Source organism: Nonomuraea sp. NPDC048901 (genome assembly GCF_040649695.1).
GTDB lineage: Bacteria > Actinomycetota > Actinomycetes > Streptosporangiales > Streptosporangiaceae > Nonomuraea.
The window spans coordinates 143,445-161,066 of record NZ_JBEZFW010000022.1 but is presented as its reverse complement, the minus strand read 5'-3'; the positions used below and the strand labels follow the sequence as shown (position 1 = coordinate 161,066).

The following is a 17,622-nucleotide window of genomic DNA, read 5'->3' as shown; positions in this document are numbered from 1 at the left end:
AGCTTGGATGAGATGGGCTGCTGGACCGGATATCTGCTGCATGACGCTGACGGCACGTGCTGGTATGCGGTCCAGAAGTGGGGTGTTTGGCAGATTACCGACAGCAGCGCGTTGGCCGAGGTCGTCACGTCGATCCGCCGCGACGGCATTCAGGTGGAGAACGTGACGCCGGGCTACTTCAACGAAGCTTGCTGTGGCGGCGTCGCCTTGAACATCCCGACCCGTCGATACCGGTGTTATCCGTGTCGCACATCGGTGCCCGGCAACGAGGCGATCGACCGTGAGGTGCGGACCGCGCCGGTGTGGGCTGGCTGGGACGCCGGACTGGCTTGGGGCGGCCGCGAGGAGTTGGTGGAGGTCGTTCCCGAAGCCGAGCGCCTGGTCTGGCCGTACGACGTGGTCATCCCGCCGCTGGAGGGAGTCCCGATTGCTAGCCGAAAGGGATGGTTCGTTACCTTCGACGCCGACCGGTTCGAGCTGGAGGTACTGCACGATGAGTCCAGCGCGGACTGGTACCTGCAGGGAGACCACCTGATCAGCGTCGTCGGAACGGACTACACCGTACGCGACTACCGGATCGACTGTACGTGGGAACGAACGGACACTCTTCTACCCTGGCTGGTGCACGGACAGCACCTCATCGACTCGCTGTGGACAGTGGATCCGTTCCCTGTGCCACTGGAGGATAACGTCCTCTCAGGCGCGGTGGTCGATCTCGCACGTCGCGAGCTGCGATACTGGACCGGTAAGTTCGTGCCGTCCCGGTTGCTGGCTCAGCTCCGTGCAGCGTGGCCGGGCTGGCAGGTCGAGCGGCTCCCGTACGGCATGGCCGGGCACTTGGCCGTCACCGGATCCCAAGAACCCGACATGCTGACGCCCGTGCCCGGCGAGGCAGACCCGGAATGGGTCACCGCCCGGGACCGGCTTACCGTGGACCCGCGACCGCTGCGCCGGCCCCGAGTCCGGGTGTCTCAAAACCGGGACTGACGATCAAGCACACGCGTGCTCGACCGGCTGAACCATCGATCACCCTCCAGGCCCACCGCCCCGACCGGCGTCTGGTTCATCCTGTACGAACTGACTCTGGACGCCGACTACGTCCTGTCCGTCCCCGAGAGCCTCGACCCGGCCGCCGCCGAGCCGTTGCTCTGCGCGGGCATCACCACCTACGCCCCGCTGCGGCCGGTTCGACCTCATCATCAACACCGTCAGCGCCGACGTCGACATCAACGCCTACCTGAGCCTGCTGACCGTCGACGGCGCCCTGGTCCGCGTCGGCGCCGCCCCTAGGCCGCTGACCGTCAACAGGTTCCTCCTCGGCAGCGCCCGGCGCGTCCTCACCGGTTCGATGATCGGTGGCATCGCCCTGACCCAGGAGATGCTCGACTTCTGCGCCGAGCACGGTATCGGAGCGAGGTCGAGGTGATCTCCGCCGACCGGGTCAACGAGGCCTACGAGCGAGTCCTGGCCTCCGACGTCCGCTACCGCTCGACACCGCCACTCTCGGCTGAAGCGCAGCGCGACCGGCCAGCGCCCCGGACCGGCGGATCCGTCGGGGTGGCCGGCCAGCACTGTCAAGGAGGATCGACATGGATTATCGGCATCTCGGCCGTTCTGGCCTACGGGTCAGCCGGCTCGGCCTGGGCACGATGAACTTCGGCATGACCACCGATGAGCCCACCGCCTTCAAGATCATGGACCGGGCCGTGGACATGGGGATCAACTTCTTCGACACGGCGGATGTGTACGGCGGCCTCCCAATCCCCGGACATGGAGAAGGGCTACGGCGTCTTGGAGGAGATCATCGGTCGCTGGCTCGCTCAGGGCGGCGGCCGGGGTGACCGCATCGTGCTGGCGACCAAGGTCTATCAGCCGATGGACACCGGCCCCAACGATCAGCGGCTCTCGGCGTACCACATCCGCAGGGCTTGTGACGAAAGCCTGCGCCGGCTCCAGACCGATCACATCGACCTCTACCAGATGCACCATGTCGACCGGTCGACTCCGTGGGAGGATTCGCTACTACGGCGTCGGACTCATTCCCTGGAGTCCGCTCGCCGGTGGTCTTCTCGGAGGCGTCTTGCGGAAGGCGAGCGAAGGCCGCCGCGCCGGCGAGGGCATGCGGCGGCAGATCGAGCAGCACCGGTCACAGATCGAAAGCTACGAGGCGCTCTGCGCGAACCTTAGTGAGCAACCCGCCGACGTAGCACTGGCCTGGCTTCTGGCCAATCCTGTCGTCACCGCCACGATCGTCGGACCACGGACCACGGAGCAGCTCGGCCGCGGCCAACGCGCGCTCGAGATCTCCCTCCCGGACGAGACACTCCGCGAACTCGACGCCATCTGGCCTGGCCCGGGAGGAGAAGCTCCGCAAGCATACGCTTGGTGACCGACGGCTCATGGCGGGTCGCGAGGCAGGGTGAGGGTCAGGATGGCTCCGCCGTGAGGCGCGTTGGCCGCGGTGAGGGTGCCGCCGTGCAGGCGCGCGTTCTCGGTGGCGATGGCCAGGCCCAGGCCGCTGCCGTCGGTTCGGGTACGGGCGGCGTCGGCTTTGGTGAAGCGGTCGAAGACGTGGGGCAGAAGGTCGGCGGGGATGCCGGGCCCGTCGTCGGAGACGGCGATGATGATCTGCTCGAAATCGGCCCGCACCTGAATAAGCACTGACACCGCCGCGCCGCCGTGCCGCAGCGCGTTGCCCACGAGGTTGGCGAGGATGACATCGACGCGGCGCGGGTCGAGGCGGGCGCGCAGCCCCGGGGGAACATCGGTGCGGACCCGGTCCCGCCAGTGCCGCAACGCGAGCGTCTTGGCGATGAACTCGCCCAGATCGACCTCGTCGAGGTTCAGTACGGCGGCCCCGGCGTCGAAGCGGGATACCTCGATCAGGTCCTCGACCAGGCGGGTGAGCTTGCGCGTCTCGTCGGAGACCAGGTGCAGCGCTTCGGCGGTGAGCGGCGCGAGGCGGCCGGAGGCGGCGTCGGCGTCGAGGACTTCCGTCACGGCGGCCATGGCCGCCAGCGGCGTACGCAACTCGTGAGAGACATCGGCGGCGAACCGGCGCGCCCGCGCCTCCATGGCGCGCAGCGCGGCCGCGTCGGCCTGGAGCGTGGCCGCCATGGTGTTGAAGGTACGGCCGAGGTCGGCGAGTTCGTCGTCGCCGGTGACGTACACGCGGGTGTCCAGACTGCCGCCCGCCATCCGCTCGGCGGCCGTCCGCAGTTGCCGGACCGGTCGCAGCAGTCTGCGCGCGGCCAGCAGCGCGAGGACGATGGAGGCCAGGGCGACGGGCAGGGCTCCGGAGCGAGCGGCTGCCGCCAGGGTGTCCACGTCCTGCTGCTGGGAGGCCAGGGAGAAGGAGGCGAAGACGGTGATCGGCGGGGGATCGTGCGGGCGTGCGGTGGCGACCACGGGAAGGGCAACGGCCAGCCAGGGCGTCTGGGCGTGGTGGAAGCGCTGGGCCAGCGCGGTGGTCGCCGAGGCCGCCTGGGTACGCAGTTGCGCGGGCAGCGGCGGCGCCGGCGCCCCGGCGGTGATGAGCGGGCCGCCGCGATAGGACAGGGCGGTGCGCCAGCCGCGCGTGCCCGCCGCCCGGTCCAGTTGCAGCGCCAGCGTACGCAGGTCCGCCTCGGCGGGGTCGGCGGGCAGGTCGGGCGCCCGGGCGGTGAGGTGGGCGCGGAGCTCCTGCAGTGCGTCGGCCTGGACGCGCTCCACGATCGCGGTACGGCCCTGGCGGAAGGTGAACGCGGCGGCGGTCAGCGCGCTGAGCGCCGAGACCAGCAGGAACACCAGGACCAGCTGGGCTCGCAGACCTCGGGCGAGGGGCGGGCGGATCACAGCGGCCCGAACCGGTAGCCGAAGCCGCGCACGGTCTGGATGTAGCGGGGGTCGCGCGGGTCGTCCTCGATCTTGGCGCGCAACCGCATCACGCACGCGTCGACCAGCCGGTAGTCGCCGTGGAAGCTGTGTTCCCACACCAGCTCCAGGAGTTGCTGGCGGCTGAAGGTCTGTTCGGGCGCGCCTGACAGGAACAGCAGCAGCTTCAGCTCCGTCGGCGCCAGCGCGAGTTGCGCGCCGTGCTTGAGCACGCGCAAGGCGACCCGGTCGACGAGCAGGTCGCCGTGGATGGTGCGGGCGGCCTGGCCGGGGGAGGCGGGCTGGGTGGTACGGCGCAGCACCGCGCGCATGCGGGCTTCGATGACCTCGCTGCTGGCAGGCTTGATCACGTAGTCGTCCGCGCCGGCTTCCAGACCGACGACGACGTCCACGTCATCGTCGCGCGCGGAAAGGATCACGATGGGCACCTGGCTGAAGGCGCGGATGCGGCGGCATGTCTCCAGGCCGCTCATGCCGGGGAGCATCAGGTCGAGCAGTACGATCTCGGGAGCGCTCGCGATGAGTTCGGCCAGCCCGTCCTCGCCGGTCGCGACCAGCAGGGTTTCGTGGCCTCGGTGGCGCAGGCCGAGGCTCACGCCCCGGCGCACGGCCGGGTCGTCTTCGATCAGCAGTACGCGGGTCACGAGGGGGTTCCCTGTTTGGCCGGGATGGCGGACCCGCTCTCATCGCACCTGACCGGCCACGGGTCGCCCGCCATGCCGGGCTCGAACACCTCGACGACGGGGTCGGCACCGATCCCTGGGGACGCGGCGGCCGTACACACCAGCTGGCTCACCGCCACCGGCCGCAGGTCGCGCACCAGCCACGGTAAATGCAGCTGCACCCGGCCCTTGGTCGTCCTGGCCCGGATCGGCTGGGTCACCGACGGCAGCCGCGTGATCAGCCCTCGGGCCCGCTCGGCCGCTGTGGGGCCGGCGAGCAGCGCGTCCATGGCCTGTCGCAACCGGTCTCCGTCCGATGCCGGCCGGGAGACCGGCCAGGTGCCCTGGGGCGTGACGAAGTACACCCGCAGCAGGCGGCTGCTGTTCTCGGTCAGGCCACCTTGGGCCGGCTGACCGGCGGGGAGCGCGCCGGTGTCGGTGATCCCGCAGCCCGCCAGCGCCGCCGCCGCGATCAGGCCGGCCGCCACGCGGCACAGTATCCCCGGCAGGCCGGTCGTCACACGGCACAGCGCCCGCGGCATGACAGTGGCCACCCGCCAGAGCACTCCCGGCATGTGTTCGCTCTCGTTCTTCGGCATGGTCTCTCCGGCTACGGCTGGTTCAGCATGCTCACATCGACCGTCCCGGCGCCGGGTCGCGGCCGCGGTATCGCCGCCCACAGCCCCACCGCCGTCACTCCCGCGACGGCCAGCGCCGCCCATCCGCGCCGCCCGGTGGCCCACCGGGCGCGCAGTCGTACCGGATCCTCGACCACGGCCTTCGAGACTAGCGCGACCAGCAGCGACAGTCCGACCGCGGCGATCGTCCAGCCCCAGCCGTCGAGCCCGGCCACCGGCCGGGGCAGCAGCAGATAGACCGGCCAGTGCCACAGGTACAGGCTGTAGGACAGCTCGCCCAGCCGCCGCGGTACGGCGCCGCCGACCACCCTGCCCACCAGACCGTCCGGCGTACGGGCCAGGAGCGCGATCAGCACGGCGCTGCCCAGGGAGTGCGCGAACATCCCGCCCTGGAACAGACCCGGGGCCTCTTCCCCGCCGGTCAGCAGCCATGAGGCGGACAGCCCGCACAGCAGCGGGACACAGATCGCGTCCACGGCTAGGCGCGGCAGGCCGGCCACGGCGTCTCGGACGGGCGCCGTGGCGGCGGCCGCGCCGAGCAGGAGAGAGAAGGCCCGGGTGTCGGTGCCCTCGTAGGCGCGGGTGGTGTCCACGGCCGCCCCGAGCTTGATCATGAGCAGGAGCGAGATGAGCGCACCGGCGACCGCGACGAGCGCCACTCGCCGCTGCCCGCCGGGCCCCTTCCCGGCCAATGCCACCACCAGGGGCCAGGCCAGGTAGAACTGCCATTCGACGCCGATGCTCCACAGATGGGCGAACAAGCGGGTGCCGGCAGCATCCCAGTATCCGAGCTGCTCGTGGATATAGTGCCAGTTCACGCTCTGGGCGGCCACCCATGGCGCGTCCTGGAGGGCGAACCTCAGCATGTCCGGCCTGGCGAACGCCCAGGCCAGCGGCAGCGTCGACGTGACCATGACGGTCAGCGCGGGCAGGAGACGGCGGGCCCGGCGCCCCCAGAAGGCCGTCAGGTTGAGCCGGCCGCCGCCGCCGAGCTCCTCCAGCAGCAGGCCGGTGATCAGAAAGCCGGACAGGACGAAGAACAGGTCGACGCCCAGGAACCCGCCACGCATCTGCCCGGCGTGAAACAGCAGGACCGCGGTGACAGCGAGCCCGCGCAGCCCGTCAAGCGCGCCGATGTGCGCGCGTCGCGGAGCTGAAACCATCAACCCCTCGCCCCGAGGAGCCGGCACCATCAGCCGCAGCCGAGTTTGGCGTAGCGCTCGTCGCCGGTCCACGGCCCGGTGGCCCAGACGCTGGGGGCGGCCGGGGTGAAGCCGGCCAGCTCGCCGAGCCGCTTGGCGAACCAGGTGGCGAAGGCCGCCGACCCCTGCTGGCAGGAGTGGATGCCGTCCTTGGCGCGCTGGGCCTTGCCGGCGGCGTAGTCGCTGCCCCACAGCTCGGAGGCGTCCAGGTAGCTTGCGTGAGCAGCCTTGGCGGCCATCGCGGGCGCGCTCTTGATCGCGTTCTCGTGCGGCTTGAAGAATTCGTCGATCTTGAACGGCGGGGCGGACACCAGTACGAGCCGGGCGCCGGCGTCCTGGGCCGTTCGGGCGAGCTTCTGGTAGGCCGACAGCTGCTGGCGGGCGGCGCCCCAGTCGTAGCTGGTGATCTGGTAGGCGATCACCGTCGGCCGGAAGGAGGCGAGGTTCGCCTTCAGGGTCTTCCAGGTGTCCTTGGCCGCCATGGCCGTCACCGGATGGTCACCGGCGACGATGTTGCCGCCGCCGTCGGACGTGGCGTTCTTGAACGCCACACCGCCGGCTTTCAGCGCCGCTTCCAGAGCCGGGGCCTGCGCGCCCGCGATGGAGTCACCCATCCATAACACCCTGACGCCGGCCGCGGCCTGCGCAGTCTGCTGTCCATCGCTGGTGGAGGCGGTGGAGGCGGTGGAGGCGCCGCAACCCGCGAGCGTGGCCCCGACCGCGACGGCCACGGCCAGGAATGCCCCGGTACGACGGAGGCCAGTGGAGAAATAGGGAGTCGCTTGCATGACCATCAGGCAAGCAGACGATTCCGGAGGTCAACCGCGTTGTCATCGTTTCATCACACAACGGGGGATGGGCTGTCACGAAGGCAGCGCCCCTGCGTCTGGGTGGAGCGGTTCCCGGCGTCGATCAGCGGCGTCGATCAGCGGCGTCGCCGGAAGCGGCGCGCGGTCAGCCAGCGGGGAAGTCTGAGATGGAAGCCGGTGGCGTCGAGCACGGCGTCGAGGAGGGCCAGCAGGACGCCTGCTCCTCCCGCCAACCCGGCGGCGCGGAAGTCCTCGGCCGGAGTGTCGCCGGGCGCGGCCGGGCGTGGGTCGATCCGTCCGGTGGGGTCCCAGAGGACCGCGAGGGTGGTGCCCGGCCGCGCCACGGAGATGCGAGTCGTCATCGAGTCCGGACCGCCCTGCGAGCAGGCCAGGCGGTAGTCGTAGTAGGTCTCGCTGCGCGTGGACGTCCACGTGGTGCCCGGGTCGCCGGGTGAGGTGCCGGGCTGGTAGTGGGTGTCGGTGACGGTGCGCTGTTGCGGGGTCTCCTGGCGTACCAGGCAGTCGCTCACCTGGCCGCGCTGGGCCAGCGCCTGCCGCGCCACGGCCTCGTCGGCCAGGTTCATGCAGTAGATCAGCGCCATGCCCATCGCGAGGCTCAGTAACACCCGGGTGCATCTGAAGAACGCCAGGCCGATCGGTGCCACCGCGACGAAGAAACCGATGATCGCCAGGACGACCCCGACCCAGCCCGCTGGGCCGTAGGCGTCGAGATAGCCCCTTCCGAAGGCCAGCGCGATCGCCAGCACGGCCGGCCACACGCGCGGCAGAATGCCCCGCACGTCCGTGGAGCGTGTGTACCTGCCAGGCATCTGATCACCCTCGCCATCGGTGCCCGCGCCGCTCACGACGTAAACGTCATCCCGTCTCGCGGTGATTTCCCGAGGCGGGTGGAGGTCATGGCGGCGTCCTCAGGTCAGGGACCGGCGGCGGAAGCTCACCATCCCGATGGCGGTCAGCACCACGCAGGAGCCGGTGAGCACGACGATCGAGATCCACGGCTCGATGTGCGGCACCTGCGGCTCCAGCGCCGCCCGTACTCCCTCGCTCGAGTACGTCATCGGATTGAGCGCCGTCAGGACCTGGAACCAGGGCAGCTCACCGAGCGAGGGCCACGGGTATTGGGTGCCGCCGGTGAACAGCATCGGCGCGATGATGAGGGCGAACATGATGCCGACCTTGCCGGGCGGCAGCAGCGTACCGATGATCAGCCCGATCGCCCCGGCCGCCCAGCCGCCGAGCAGGACCGACAGCACGAGCAGCGGAAGGCCGTCGACCCGGAACGACGCGTCCTGGATGATCAGCATGCCGGCGGGCAGGGTGACCGCGGCGGCGAACAGCGCGCGCAGCGCCGCCGCCAGCACCTTCTCCAGGCCGACCAGGGAGATCGAGACCGGCGCCAGCAGGCGGTCCTCGATCTCCTTCGTGTAGCCGAACTCCATCATCAGCGGCAGGGCGACGGCCTGGAGCGCCGCCACGAAGCCGCTCATCGCGACCACGCCGGGAAGCAGCACGTCGTTGTAGGAGGGGTCGACGTAGGCCAGGCGGCCGAGCACGCCGACGAAGATGAAGAGCATGACGAGTGGCTGGAGCACGACCTGGGCGAGTACCGAGATGAGGTCGCGCCAGGTCACGACGGCATCGCGCCACAGGATCGCGAGGACCACGCGCAGCGGGCTGACACCCCTGCGGACGGCCGTCTGGGCGGGCACGCTCATCGCAGGCTCCTCCCCGTGAGGGTGATGAAGACGTCCTCCAGGCTCGGCTCGCCGATCTGGACGTTGGTGATGGGGCAGTCGCGCTTGGCCAGCAGCTGCGCCACCGGTCCGAGCACGGCGGCGGGATCGCGGCTCACGTAGAGCCGGAAACGCGTCTCGCTCGAGGCAGGCCCGGCGGGTGCGGACTTCACGCTTTCGACGCCGTCGACACCGGCCAGGACGTCCGGCAGCTCCTGGACGGCAGGCCCGGGGACCTGCCCGAGAGTGATGTCGAGCAGGCTCTTCCCCTCCAGGCCACGCGTGAGCGCGTGGACCGTGCCGAGCGCGAGCAGCTTGCCGTGGTCGATGATGCCGACCCGGTCCGACAGGTCGGCGGCCTCGTCCATGTCATGCGTGGTCAGGACGACCGTCACCCCCGCGGCGCGCAGCTCGCGGATCCGGTCCCACACGAAGAGCCGCGCCTGCGGGTCGAGCCCGGTCGTCGGCTCGTCGAGGAACAGTACGCGAGGGTCGTGCATCAGGGCTCGGGCGATCAGCAGGCGCTGGGCCATGCCACCCGAATAGGTGTTGACGCTGTCGCGGCCCCGCCCGATGAGCCCGAAGGACTCCATGAGCTCGGTGGCCCGGGCCTTGCGGACCGCTCGCGGCACGCCGTGGTAGGCGGCGTGAAAGACCAGGTTCTGCCAGGCGTTGAGGGAGCGGTCGAGGTTGTTGACCTGGGGCACGACGCCCAGGAGCCGGCGCGCCGCCACGGGGCGGGCCACGACGTCCACGCCCAGGATGGTGGCCGTGCCGCCGGTGGGGATGACGCGGGTGGTGAGGATGCCGATCGTGGTGCTCTTGCCCGCGCCGTTGGGGCCTAACAGGCCGAAGATCTCTCCTGGGCGGACCTCGAGAAAGAGTTCGTCTACGGCGTTCGCCGGAGCCCCGGGATATCTCTTGACCAGGGCGTCGATGGCGACGGCGGAGTCATCGACCTTCGCCGCTCTCTGTGTCTGCGATCCGGGCACGAGTGGCCTCCCGTTCGTCGAATTCGATCGTGCCGATGAGGAACGTGCGGATGATCGCCTCGTGCTCGGGATCCGGCAGGCTGGGGGTGAGCGGGGGCGCCTCGCTCAGGACGTGCCCCACGCGCTCGGTGATCTTCTTGCCGCGCGGCGTGAGCACCAGCAGGACCTTTCTTCGGTCCACGGTGTCCCGCAGACGGTCCACGAGGTGATCGCGGGCGAGCGTGTCCACGATCCCGGTCAGTGTGGAGACGTGCACCCGGCAGCGCCGGGCGATCTCGGTGTGGGTGCCCGACCCGCGGCTCAGGGCCAGCAACACGTTCATCCCCGCGACGGACACGCCGTGCTCCTGGCTCAACAGAGCGTTCCAGCGGCTGTTCAGCACGTTTCCCGCGATCGACACCAGATAGGGGAGTGGCGCCTGCTGGAGGTCGGACTCCGCTGAATGGCCAGATGTCATGTTCGTCAGGATAGCGACTTTGTTTGGTGCCATACATTACGAGCTCATATATTTTTGCCCCATAGCTTTTGGGGTCGGCCGGCTCGTCGTCCGCAGCCATCAGGTGACGTCTGCCCGGCGGATCTGCTGGAGGATGGTCTCGTCGGTGATCTTGCTGTCGTGGGCGAGGAGGAAGGCCTTGCTGAGGATGAGAGCCAGGCGGCCGTCCTCCTCGAAGGGCAGGAATAGCTTGGCGTCGCGCTTACGGGCTGTGACGATGCACAGGTAGATGTCGCTGGGGCTCATGAGGATGTTGCCGCTGCCCAGGTGGATCCGGTAGGTGCGCAGATCACCGCGGACGACGAGGTAGCGGTCGGTGAGCGTGCAGCGGTCGGCGATCGCCGTACGGGGGAGGATCCGGGCCAGTGCGTCGCGGCGGACCTCGGCCGACGGCGGCAGCGTGCCGAAGGCGGCCTCTCGCACGTACCCACCGAAACGCTCGTCACCGCCGAAACGCTCCTCACCGCCGAATCGCTCTCCACCGCCGAATCGCTCTCCACCGCTGAAACCGTCCTCGCCCCGGTCGATCCAGTCCGGGTCGGCGGCGATCGAGGTGATCGCGATGAACAGGTCCACGTCCCGCATCGCCTCGCTGAACACCAGCGGCGGAACCCACGCCAGTGGCGTCTCCCGCCAGGCGCGCCCGTCGCGCCGGTCGAAACGGACCTGGTCGGTGGCGGCAAGGGTCACCTCGTGGTCGGCCACCGCGGCGGTCTCGTAGCGGAAGCGGACCCGCCAGGCGCCCTCCGCCAGTTCCTTCTTGGCCACGGCTTCCTGCTCGCCGTGGAAGGCGCGCAGCCAGAGCGTCTGCCAGCCGCGCTCCTTGAGCAGCGCGTACAGCCGCGGGTGGTCGACGATGTGGGCGGCGAACCGATGGGAGTAGACCCCTGTGCTCTCCTCGGCGGGGGTGAGCACGTAGACCTCCCGGAAGGCCTGCTTGTACGGCTGGCGCAGCCGTCGCCCGGTCACCGTCTCCCGCCAGGCCGCCACTTCCGCCGGCGCGGCGCGCGCGGGATGCCACAGCCGGACCTCGGCCCCGGGCGGTGCGTCGCCGGGCAGGAAGGCCGTCCCATCCGCCTCCCAGATCAGCCCGCGCGCCACCACCCCGGTAATCGGATGATTCAGGTAGTGACGGGCCCACTCCTCGTGCGACCAGGTCCGGTCGACGGTGAACAGCCCCTCCAAGCGGGCGCGCTCGGCCGCCAGCGTCTGGCGGACCTCCTTCTGGACGGCCTTGATGGCCTTGAGCTCCTCAGCATGGGTTTCCTTCACCGCCGCGGGAAGGGCACGGACCGCGGTGCCGTCGGCGGCGGTGAAGCCGAGTCGTACGGTGACCGCGTCCCGGACGGTCAGCACCACGGTGTGGTCGCCCAGGCGCCACGACCGGGTCCCGTCGGTGGCGAGTCCGTGGGTCGGCACGCCCCGCTCCAGCAGCTGGGCCGGTGTGATCCCGGCGTGTCCGGCGGCCGTGGCGAGCGCGGTGTCGACCTGCTTGCGCAGCGCCCGGTGCTTGATCGAGGTCTGGAGCCGCCAGAGCGGCTGCGGGTCTTCGCCCTCGCCGAGCGCGTTGATCGCGGCCCCGGCGATCACCAGATCCTGCGTGAATCGGGCGCGGTCACCACCCAGATGGACGGCCAACCAGGTCAGAGTGGCCGCCAGATCGTCGACCCGGGCCAGCGTCGCCGCCCAGATGGTCCCGCGGGCCACATCCGTGTTCGCCTCGGACACCATCCGCCGGTTGCCGTCGTCGGACACCTCGCGGATGAAGGCCGTCAGCGCGAACCGCACGAACTCCCGCGCACCGGCGGGCTCCAGCAGGGTCAGGCAGCGGGCGCGCCACGTCTGGGTGGGCCGAGGCGTATGTACCTCGCACAGATGCTCGACCAGCTTGACCAGGTGGGGTGCGGGCGCGTCCCCAAGGTAATCGCGTACGGACGAGGCCCAGGCGTCGGCGCGTACGAGTGCCGACAGCGGCAATGTCGTCGGACCGCCGGGCAGGGCCAGCGCGATCCGGCGGTGCAGACGTCGTCGGTCGTCCGCAGGCAGCGGGACGTGGGCCATGGCCTCGATCAGCCGGGTGAACGGCTCGCGCAGGTGTTGCCGCTCGGCGACGTCGATTTCCAGCACCAGGTCCACGACCTGGCACACCCAGGTGGCGTCCCAGTAGTGAAGCCTCCGGCTGCGCACGACCGAGAGCAGCGCGGCCACGTCGGTGGCGGTCCAGCCGCTGGAGCCGGACAGGGCCGGCTCCAGCTCTTCGTAGTATTCGTCCAGCCCGGGTTGAGCCAGGTAGATCACGGCGGCCCGGCGGTCGGCGCCTTCCGTGTGACGCAGCCGTCCCACCCACTCCTGCCGGACATTCCGGGCCAGGCGCCGCAGCTTCTCGTCACGCCGTTCGTCCCGGTCATCCGGCCAGAGCCAGGAGTATGACCGTCCCTCCAGCTCAAGCTCCTGGACGATCGCCTCCATGATCCAGCTCGTGGACGCGAAGGCGGCCGTGACCGTCTCGTCGACGGTGAGTTCGCGCATGCCTGGATCATGCCGAAGCCGTCCGACAGAATTCGCCGGAGGCCGGCTTGTCGGAGGCGGCTGATAGTCAAGGGTCATCCCACTACCACAGGAGATCATCGATGGCCCAGGTCACCTTCCGTGACGAGAGCGCGAGTGGCCGGCCGCTGGAGGAGTTCACGCTGCCCGGCCTGCCGGACCGGATCACCGCGCGTGAGCTGCTGCGGCTGCGCGTGCGCGAGGAGGTCGCCCGGTACAACGCGGCGCCCTCGCCCAGGTTCAACGGGCTGGTCAAGCCTGACGACGCCGAGGTCGAGCTGAACGGCTACCGGATGCGCGCGGCACGGCGGATCGACTGGGAGCGTCAGGCGGACATCGCCGAGCGGGCGTTCGCGCGCAACGGGTTCCTCCTGCTGGTCGGTGATCGTCAGATCGAGGATCTGGACGAGTCGATCGACCTGACCGCGGATCCGGTGATCTCGTTCGTCAAGCTTGTCCCGCTGGTCGGAGGCTGAGACGGGTGCGGCGGCGTCCTGCAGAGACCGCCGCTGCTGGTTGGCGGCGCGGCTGTCGTCCCTGGCGCCCGCTCGCGCCAGCGCCTCCTCGGCCGCGCGAGCCGATCACAGAGAGCGTTTATACAAGTGCGCTGAGTGATATACGGTGGTCGGGTGGCTTCCGAACCCCCCACGGGCGCATACATCCCGAGCACCTTCGACACCGAGCCGCGCTCCGCGGCCGGTCTGCCGCTGGCGCTGATCGAGCAGTGGCGTGACACCGGTCAAAGCCACGAGGACGCGCGGCGGCTGCTGAGCCGATTCGCGGTCCGCGGTTACAACGTGGTGTCCGATTCGGCCGGGCTGACGAAGCTCAGTCAGCGGCTGGGTCTGCTGGAGGTGCTGGCGCTCATCGACCGGCCCAAGCGGATCCTGCACACCCACGCCAGGGCCATCGGCGGCGAGGCGGTGGGTGTGTGGGCGGCGGACAACGCCCAGATGTTCCATCCGGAATCGGCGGAGGCGGGGGTGCTGCTGTCGGCCCTGCTGAAGGTCCAGGACGAGATCGAACGCCATTGCCGCGTACGGATCGGCATCGGTACGCACTACGGGAGTTTCTACGGCCTGGCCGGTGGGCTGTACGGCCCGGAGGCGGACGCGATCGAGGACATCGCGGAGAACCACACCGAAGGCGGGGAGCTCGTGGTGACAGGGGCGGTCGTCGACCGGCTGCCGCCTGACCATGCCTTCGTCCTGCGACGCAAGGACGGCCCCGAGAGCCTGGTCGGCGCCGTCTATCAGGTGCTCGACGGCCCCCGTCCGGACGATGTGCGGCCGGTCGCCGAGGAGCTGCGTTACCCGATTCCCTACTCCGCGGCCTTCTACGCCGACCTGCTGAGGCTGGAGGGTCGTCCCGAGGACGTCGAGTTGGCCCGGCGGCTGGCCGCCGAGCATCTTCAGGACCGGACGGTGGTTCTGGTCGAGCGGAGCGTCGCCGCGGCCGAGACGCCTGAGCTCGGGCTGCTGAGAGGGTTGGCCCTGTCGGCCGTGCTGAGGGAGACGGGGCTCCGGCTCATGCCCGAGCGGGGTGCCGTGGAGATCAAGATCGCTGGACCGCTGGCTCTCTACCTGTTCGAGGAGGTCGCGCCGGCCGTACGCTTCGCGCAAGGCCTGCGCGCGGGCCTGGCCGAGCATGAGATCGTCTGCCGGATCGGGGTGGCCGCCGGGCCGGTGCTGGCGGGTGAGACGCCGGGTGGTGGGTGGGATGTCGCGGGCGCGCCGGTGAATCTCGCCTCCAAGATGGCGCAGGATCTCGGCAGGCCCGGTCACGTCTATCTGAGCGAGGCCGTACATGAGCGGCTGAGCGAGGCCGGGAGTGAGCGCGCCCAGCTGGACGGGTTCGCCTCCGTCCGGCGTACGGTCTCCGGGGTCCAGCTGACCTTCTTCGAGGGCTGAATTCCCGGGAACCACTCTTCCCCGGCGGGAGATCCTTCTTTATCCTCATGCTCAAGAGGGTCTGTGAACGTTCACAGAGGAGCGCTCAAGAGCCTCTGTGAACGTTCGCAGAGGAGCCCGCCCATTTCTTGAGCAAGGAGATCGGGATGGCCGTCAACCACCTGAACCGCCCCTGGAGGATCGGGGGCACGCTCCTCCTCGCATTGGCGACACTGCTCGCCGTCGCACTCGTGAACCCCGCCCCCGCCTCGGCCGCCACGCTGACCATGCGCGGCGCCGACGTCTCGTCGCTCCAGCGGAGCCTGGACCTCGGTGCCAAGTACTACAACGCCGCCGGGACGGCCGCCGACCCGCTGGACATCCTCGCCGGCGTCGGCGTCAACTACGTCCGCTTACGCGTCTGGAACAACCCGGCGAGCGGCTACAACAACAAGGCGAAGGTCCTCGCCTACGCCAGGACGGTCAAGGCCAAGGGTCTCGGCCTGATGATCGACTTCCACTACTCGGACACCTGGGCCGACCCGGGCAAGCAGTTCAAGCCGGCGGCGTGGGCGAGTCACGGCATCGGCCAGCTCCAGACGGACCTCTACAACTACACCTACGACGTCTGCAACAGCCTGAAGGCGCAGGGCACCACGCCCGACAGCGTGCAGATCGGCAACGAGATCAACGTCGGGATGCTCTGGAACGACGGCAAGGTCATCAACAACGACTTCACCAACCTGAGCCTGCTGCTCAAGGCCGGATACAACGCGACCAAGGCGTGCAACAGCGCAACCCAGGTGATCATCCACACCGCAGATGCCGACAGCCTCGCCAACGCCCGCTGGTTCTACGACGGGATCAGGGCCAAGGGCGTGCCGTGGGACATCACCGCCCTGTCCTACTACTGCATGTGGCACGGCCCGCTGTCCACCCTGTCCACGGTGATCAACGACGCGAGGTCCCGGTACGGCAAGCCGGTCATCGTGGCGGAGACCGCCTACCCGTTCACCGCGGCCAACGCCGACAGCGAGGGGAACGTGGTGACCGGCTCGGCGCCGTGCTCGGGCTACCCGGCCACCTGGGCGGGGCAGGCGAACGAGTTCGCCGCGGTCCAGAACACGGCGCGCGGCGCGGGCGCGATCGGCGTCTTCTACTGGGAACCGACCTGGTACGCCATCTCCGGCAACGGCTGGGACCCGGCCAACATCAACGGCACCGGCGACCAGTGGGACAACATGGCCACCTTCAACTGGACCGGCGGCATCAATCCCGGCATCAGATGGACTCCGTAGGCCGCGTCCCGAAGATCTCCAGGTAGTGCTCGTTGTACATCACGCCGAGGATGTTCCCGAAGGGGTCGACCACGGACGCGGTGACGAATCCCGGCCCCCGCTCGACCGGCTTGTCGTGCACGGTGGCGCCCAGGGACAGCAGCCGCTCGAAGGCGGCCTCGACATCGTCCACGTGCCAGTAGATCACCGCGCCGCCGGCCTGGTCGGACCGGCCGTGCGGGGCGAATCGGCGGTCGACGATGCCGAACTCGTGCTGGTAGTCGCCGAGGCGGAACTCGATGTACGCGGGCGGCCCCTCGACCGGGCGCAAGAAGTACGGCTCGATGCCGAGCAGTTCGGTGTACCAGTCCCGGGCGGCCGAGACGTCGTCGGCGAAGAAGCTGACGGTGGTGAGTCCACGCAACATGGGGTGTTCCTTACTTTCGGTCGGTGACTATGACCATCCTCCAAGCTAAAGTGCTCACCAATTGACCACTTTCTTGGAGAAGATGGGGACATGCGCGCTGACCGGCTCGTCGCGACCCTCCTGCTCATGCAGAGCCGTGGCCGGGTGACCGCCGCCGAGCTGGCCGGCGAGCTCGAGGTGTCCGTCGCCACCGCCCGCCGCGATCTGGAGGCGCTGTCCGCGGCGGGCATCCCGGTCTATCCGCAGGCCGGACGCGGTGGCGGCTGGTCGCTCGTCGGCGGCGCCCGTACCGATCTCAGCGGTTTGTCGGCGACCGAGGCGCAGGCGCTGTTCCTGCTGGTCGGACCGGCCGCGGCCGTCTCGGGTGAGGCCAAGGCGGCGCTGCGCAAGCTCGTACGGGCGCTGCCGCAGACCTTCCGGGCCGACGCCGAGGCCGCCGCCGGCGCGACGATGATCGACCCCACCCGCTGGGGCGAGCGTGATCGCCGCCGCCCCGAGCTGGTCGACCTGCTCCAGGCCGCCGTGGTCCGGCGCAGGAAGGTCCGACTGACCTACGCCGGCAGCGCCCGGGAGCGGAGCGAACGGCTGATCGACCCGTGGGGCCTGATCGACAAGGACGACATCTGGTACCTGATCGCCGGGACCGAACGCGGACAGCGAACCTTCCGGATCGACCGGATCATCGAGGCCGAGCCGACGGACCAGACCGCCGAGCGGCCGGACGACTTCACGCTCGCCGACGCGTGGGAGCAGGTCGTGGGGGAGGTGGAGCGGCGGCGTTCGCGTACGTGGGCGACCGTGATCATCGAAGCCAGGTTCGTGCCGGTGCTGCGCACCCACTTCGGGCGGCACTGCCACACCGACGGCGAGCTCGACCACGGCCGGGTCCGAGTCCGCCTCGCCGCGCCGACCCCGCTGGACATCGCCAGGAACCTGGCCGGCTGGGGCGCGATGATCGAGGTGGTCGAGCCGCGGACGGTCCAGGCGGAGCTGGCGCGAATCGGCGCCGAGCTGGCCGGCCAGTACGCCGGCGAACGTTGACCTGGCAGCGATCGG

At 69.9% G+C, this 17,622-nt stretch carries 19 protein-coding genes; 8 read left to right on the top strand and 11 right to left on the bottom strand.

Going from position 1 to position 17,622, the window contains the following annotated elements; translation table 11 throughout:
• Positions 1 to 3 precede the first annotated feature (3 nt).
• The 4 genes from AB0C30_RS48955 (at position 4) to AB0C30_RS48940 (ending at position 2,389) form a co-directional block, all read left to right on the top strand.
• On the top strand, positions 4 to 987 hold the full coding sequence (locus AB0C30_RS48955; protein WP_357957364.1) for a hypothetical protein: 984 nt from the start codon (positions 4 to 6) through the stop codon (positions 985 to 987).
• A gap of 602 nt (positions 988 to 1,589) precedes the next feature.
• The gene (locus AB0C30_RS48950; protein ID WP_357957362.1) at positions 1,590 to 1,841 is read left to right on the top strand and encodes an aldo/keto reductase; all 252 of its coding nucleotides are present in this window, start codon (positions 1,590 to 1,592) and stop codon (positions 1,839 to 1,841) included.
• Complete coding sequence (locus AB0C30_RS48945) at positions 1,741 to 2,187, top strand: aldo/keto reductase (RefSeq protein ID WP_357957360.1); 447 nt, start codon at positions 1,741 to 1,743, stop codon at positions 2,185 to 2,187. Before AB0C30_RS48950 ends, AB0C30_RS48945 begins: the two co-directional genes overlap by 101 nt.
• A complete protein-coding gene (locus AB0C30_RS48940; RefSeq protein ID WP_357957358.1) occupies positions 2,081 to 2,389 on the top strand; it encodes an aldo/keto reductase in 309 nt (102 codons plus the stop codon). Before AB0C30_RS48945 ends, AB0C30_RS48940 begins: the two co-directional genes overlap by 107 nt.
• 8 nt (positions 2,390 to 2,397) lie before the next feature.
• On the opposite strand, the gene AB0C30_RS48935 is transcribed toward AB0C30_RS48940, so the two are convergent.
• The 10 genes from AB0C30_RS48935 to AB0C30_RS48890 all read right to left on the bottom strand — a co-directional run bounded on the left by AB0C30_RS48935 (position 2,398) and on the right by AB0C30_RS48890 (position 12,955).
• A complete protein-coding gene (locus AB0C30_RS48935) occupies positions 2,398 to 3,834 on the bottom strand; it encodes a HAMP domain-containing sensor histidine kinase (protein WP_357957356.1) in 1,437 nt (478 codons plus the stop codon).
• A complete protein-coding gene (locus AB0C30_RS48930; RefSeq protein ID WP_357957355.1) occupies positions 3,831 to 4,517 on the bottom strand; it encodes a response regulator transcription factor in 687 nt (228 codons plus the stop codon). Before AB0C30_RS48930 ends, AB0C30_RS48935 begins: the two co-directional genes overlap by 4 nt.
• On the bottom strand, positions 4,514 to 5,134 hold the full coding sequence (locus AB0C30_RS48925; protein WP_357957353.1) for a GerMN domain-containing protein: 621 nt from the start codon (positions 5,132 to 5,134) through the stop codon (positions 4,514 to 4,516). The genes AB0C30_RS48930 and AB0C30_RS48925 overlap by 4 nt, the downstream gene beginning before the upstream one ends.
• A gap of 11 nt (positions 5,135 to 5,145) precedes the next feature.
• Positions 5,146 to 6,336: an acyltransferase gene (locus AB0C30_RS48920; protein WP_357957351.1), complete on the bottom strand. Its 1,191-nt coding sequence runs from the start codon at positions 6,334 to 6,336 to the stop codon at positions 5,146 to 5,148.
• A 29-nt stretch (positions 6,337 to 6,365) separates the two neighbouring features.
• On the bottom strand, positions 6,366 to 7,169 hold the full coding sequence (locus tag AB0C30_RS48915) for an SGNH hydrolase domain-containing protein (protein ID WP_357957349.1): 804 nt from the start codon (positions 7,167 to 7,169) through the stop codon (positions 6,366 to 6,368).
• A 131-nt stretch (positions 7,170 to 7,300) separates the two neighbouring features.
• Positions 7,301 to 7,984 (bottom strand): hypothetical protein, encoded by a 684-nt coding sequence (locus AB0C30_RS48910; RefSeq protein WP_357957347.1) that lies wholly within the window; start codon positions 7,982 to 7,984, stop codon positions 7,301 to 7,303.
• Positions 7,985 to 8,113: 129 nt separating this feature from the next.
• Complete coding sequence (locus tag AB0C30_RS48905; protein ID WP_357957345.1) at positions 8,114 to 8,920, bottom strand: ABC transporter permease; 807 nt, start codon at positions 8,918 to 8,920, stop codon at positions 8,114 to 8,116.
• On the bottom strand, positions 8,917 to 9,930 hold the full coding sequence (locus AB0C30_RS48900; protein WP_357957343.1) for an ABC transporter ATP-binding protein: 1,014 nt from the start codon (positions 9,928 to 9,930) through the stop codon (positions 8,917 to 8,919). The genes AB0C30_RS48905 and AB0C30_RS48900 overlap by 4 nt, the downstream gene beginning before the upstream one ends.
• The gene (locus AB0C30_RS48895) at positions 9,890 to 10,387 is read right to left on the bottom strand and encodes a MarR family winged helix-turn-helix transcriptional regulator (protein WP_357957341.1); all 498 of its coding nucleotides are present in this window, start codon (positions 10,385 to 10,387) and stop codon (positions 9,890 to 9,892) included. Before AB0C30_RS48895 ends, AB0C30_RS48900 begins: the two co-directional genes overlap by 41 nt.
• 99 nt (positions 10,388 to 10,486) lie before the next feature.
• Entirely contained in the window at positions 10,487 to 12,955 is a 2,469-nt protein-coding gene (locus AB0C30_RS48890; protein ID WP_357957339.1) for a DUF4132 domain-containing protein, read from the bottom strand.
• A 101-nt stretch (positions 12,956 to 13,056) separates the two neighbouring features.
• Between AB0C30_RS48890 and AB0C30_RS48885 the strand changes: the two genes are divergently transcribed.
• The 3 genes from AB0C30_RS48885 (at position 13,057) to AB0C30_RS48875 (ending at position 16,160) form a co-directional block, all read left to right on the top strand.
• Positions 13,057 to 13,449 (top strand): hypothetical protein, encoded by a 393-nt coding sequence (locus AB0C30_RS48885; protein WP_357957337.1) that lies wholly within the window; start codon positions 13,057 to 13,059, stop codon positions 13,447 to 13,449.
• A 153-nt stretch (positions 13,450 to 13,602) separates the two neighbouring features.
• The gene (locus AB0C30_RS48880) at positions 13,603 to 14,883 is read left to right on the top strand and encodes an adenylate/guanylate cyclase domain-containing protein (RefSeq protein WP_357957335.1); all 1,281 of its coding nucleotides are present in this window, start codon (positions 13,603 to 13,605) and stop codon (positions 14,881 to 14,883) included.
• 128 nt (positions 14,884 to 15,011) lie between these two features.
• Positions 15,012 to 16,160: a glycosyl hydrolase 53 family protein gene (locus AB0C30_RS48875; RefSeq protein ID WP_357957333.1), complete on the top strand. Its 1,149-nt coding sequence runs from the start codon at positions 15,012 to 15,014 to the stop codon at positions 16,158 to 16,160.
• Here AB0C30_RS48875 and AB0C30_RS48870 read toward each other — a convergent pair.
• Positions 16,144 to 16,566 (bottom strand): VOC family protein, encoded by a 423-nt coding sequence (locus tag AB0C30_RS48870; protein WP_357957331.1) that lies wholly within the window; start codon positions 16,564 to 16,566, stop codon positions 16,144 to 16,146. The two genes, AB0C30_RS48875 and AB0C30_RS48870, sit on opposite strands and share 17 nt — an antisense overlap.
• 90 nt (positions 16,567 to 16,656) lie before the next feature.
• On the opposite strand from AB0C30_RS48870, the gene AB0C30_RS48865 reads away from it, so the two are divergent.
• Positions 16,657 to 17,607: a WYL domain-containing protein gene (locus AB0C30_RS48865; RefSeq protein WP_357957329.1), complete on the top strand. Its 951-nt coding sequence runs from the start codon at positions 16,657 to 16,659 to the stop codon at positions 17,605 to 17,607.
• Positions 17,608 to 17,622: the final 15 nt, after the last annotated feature.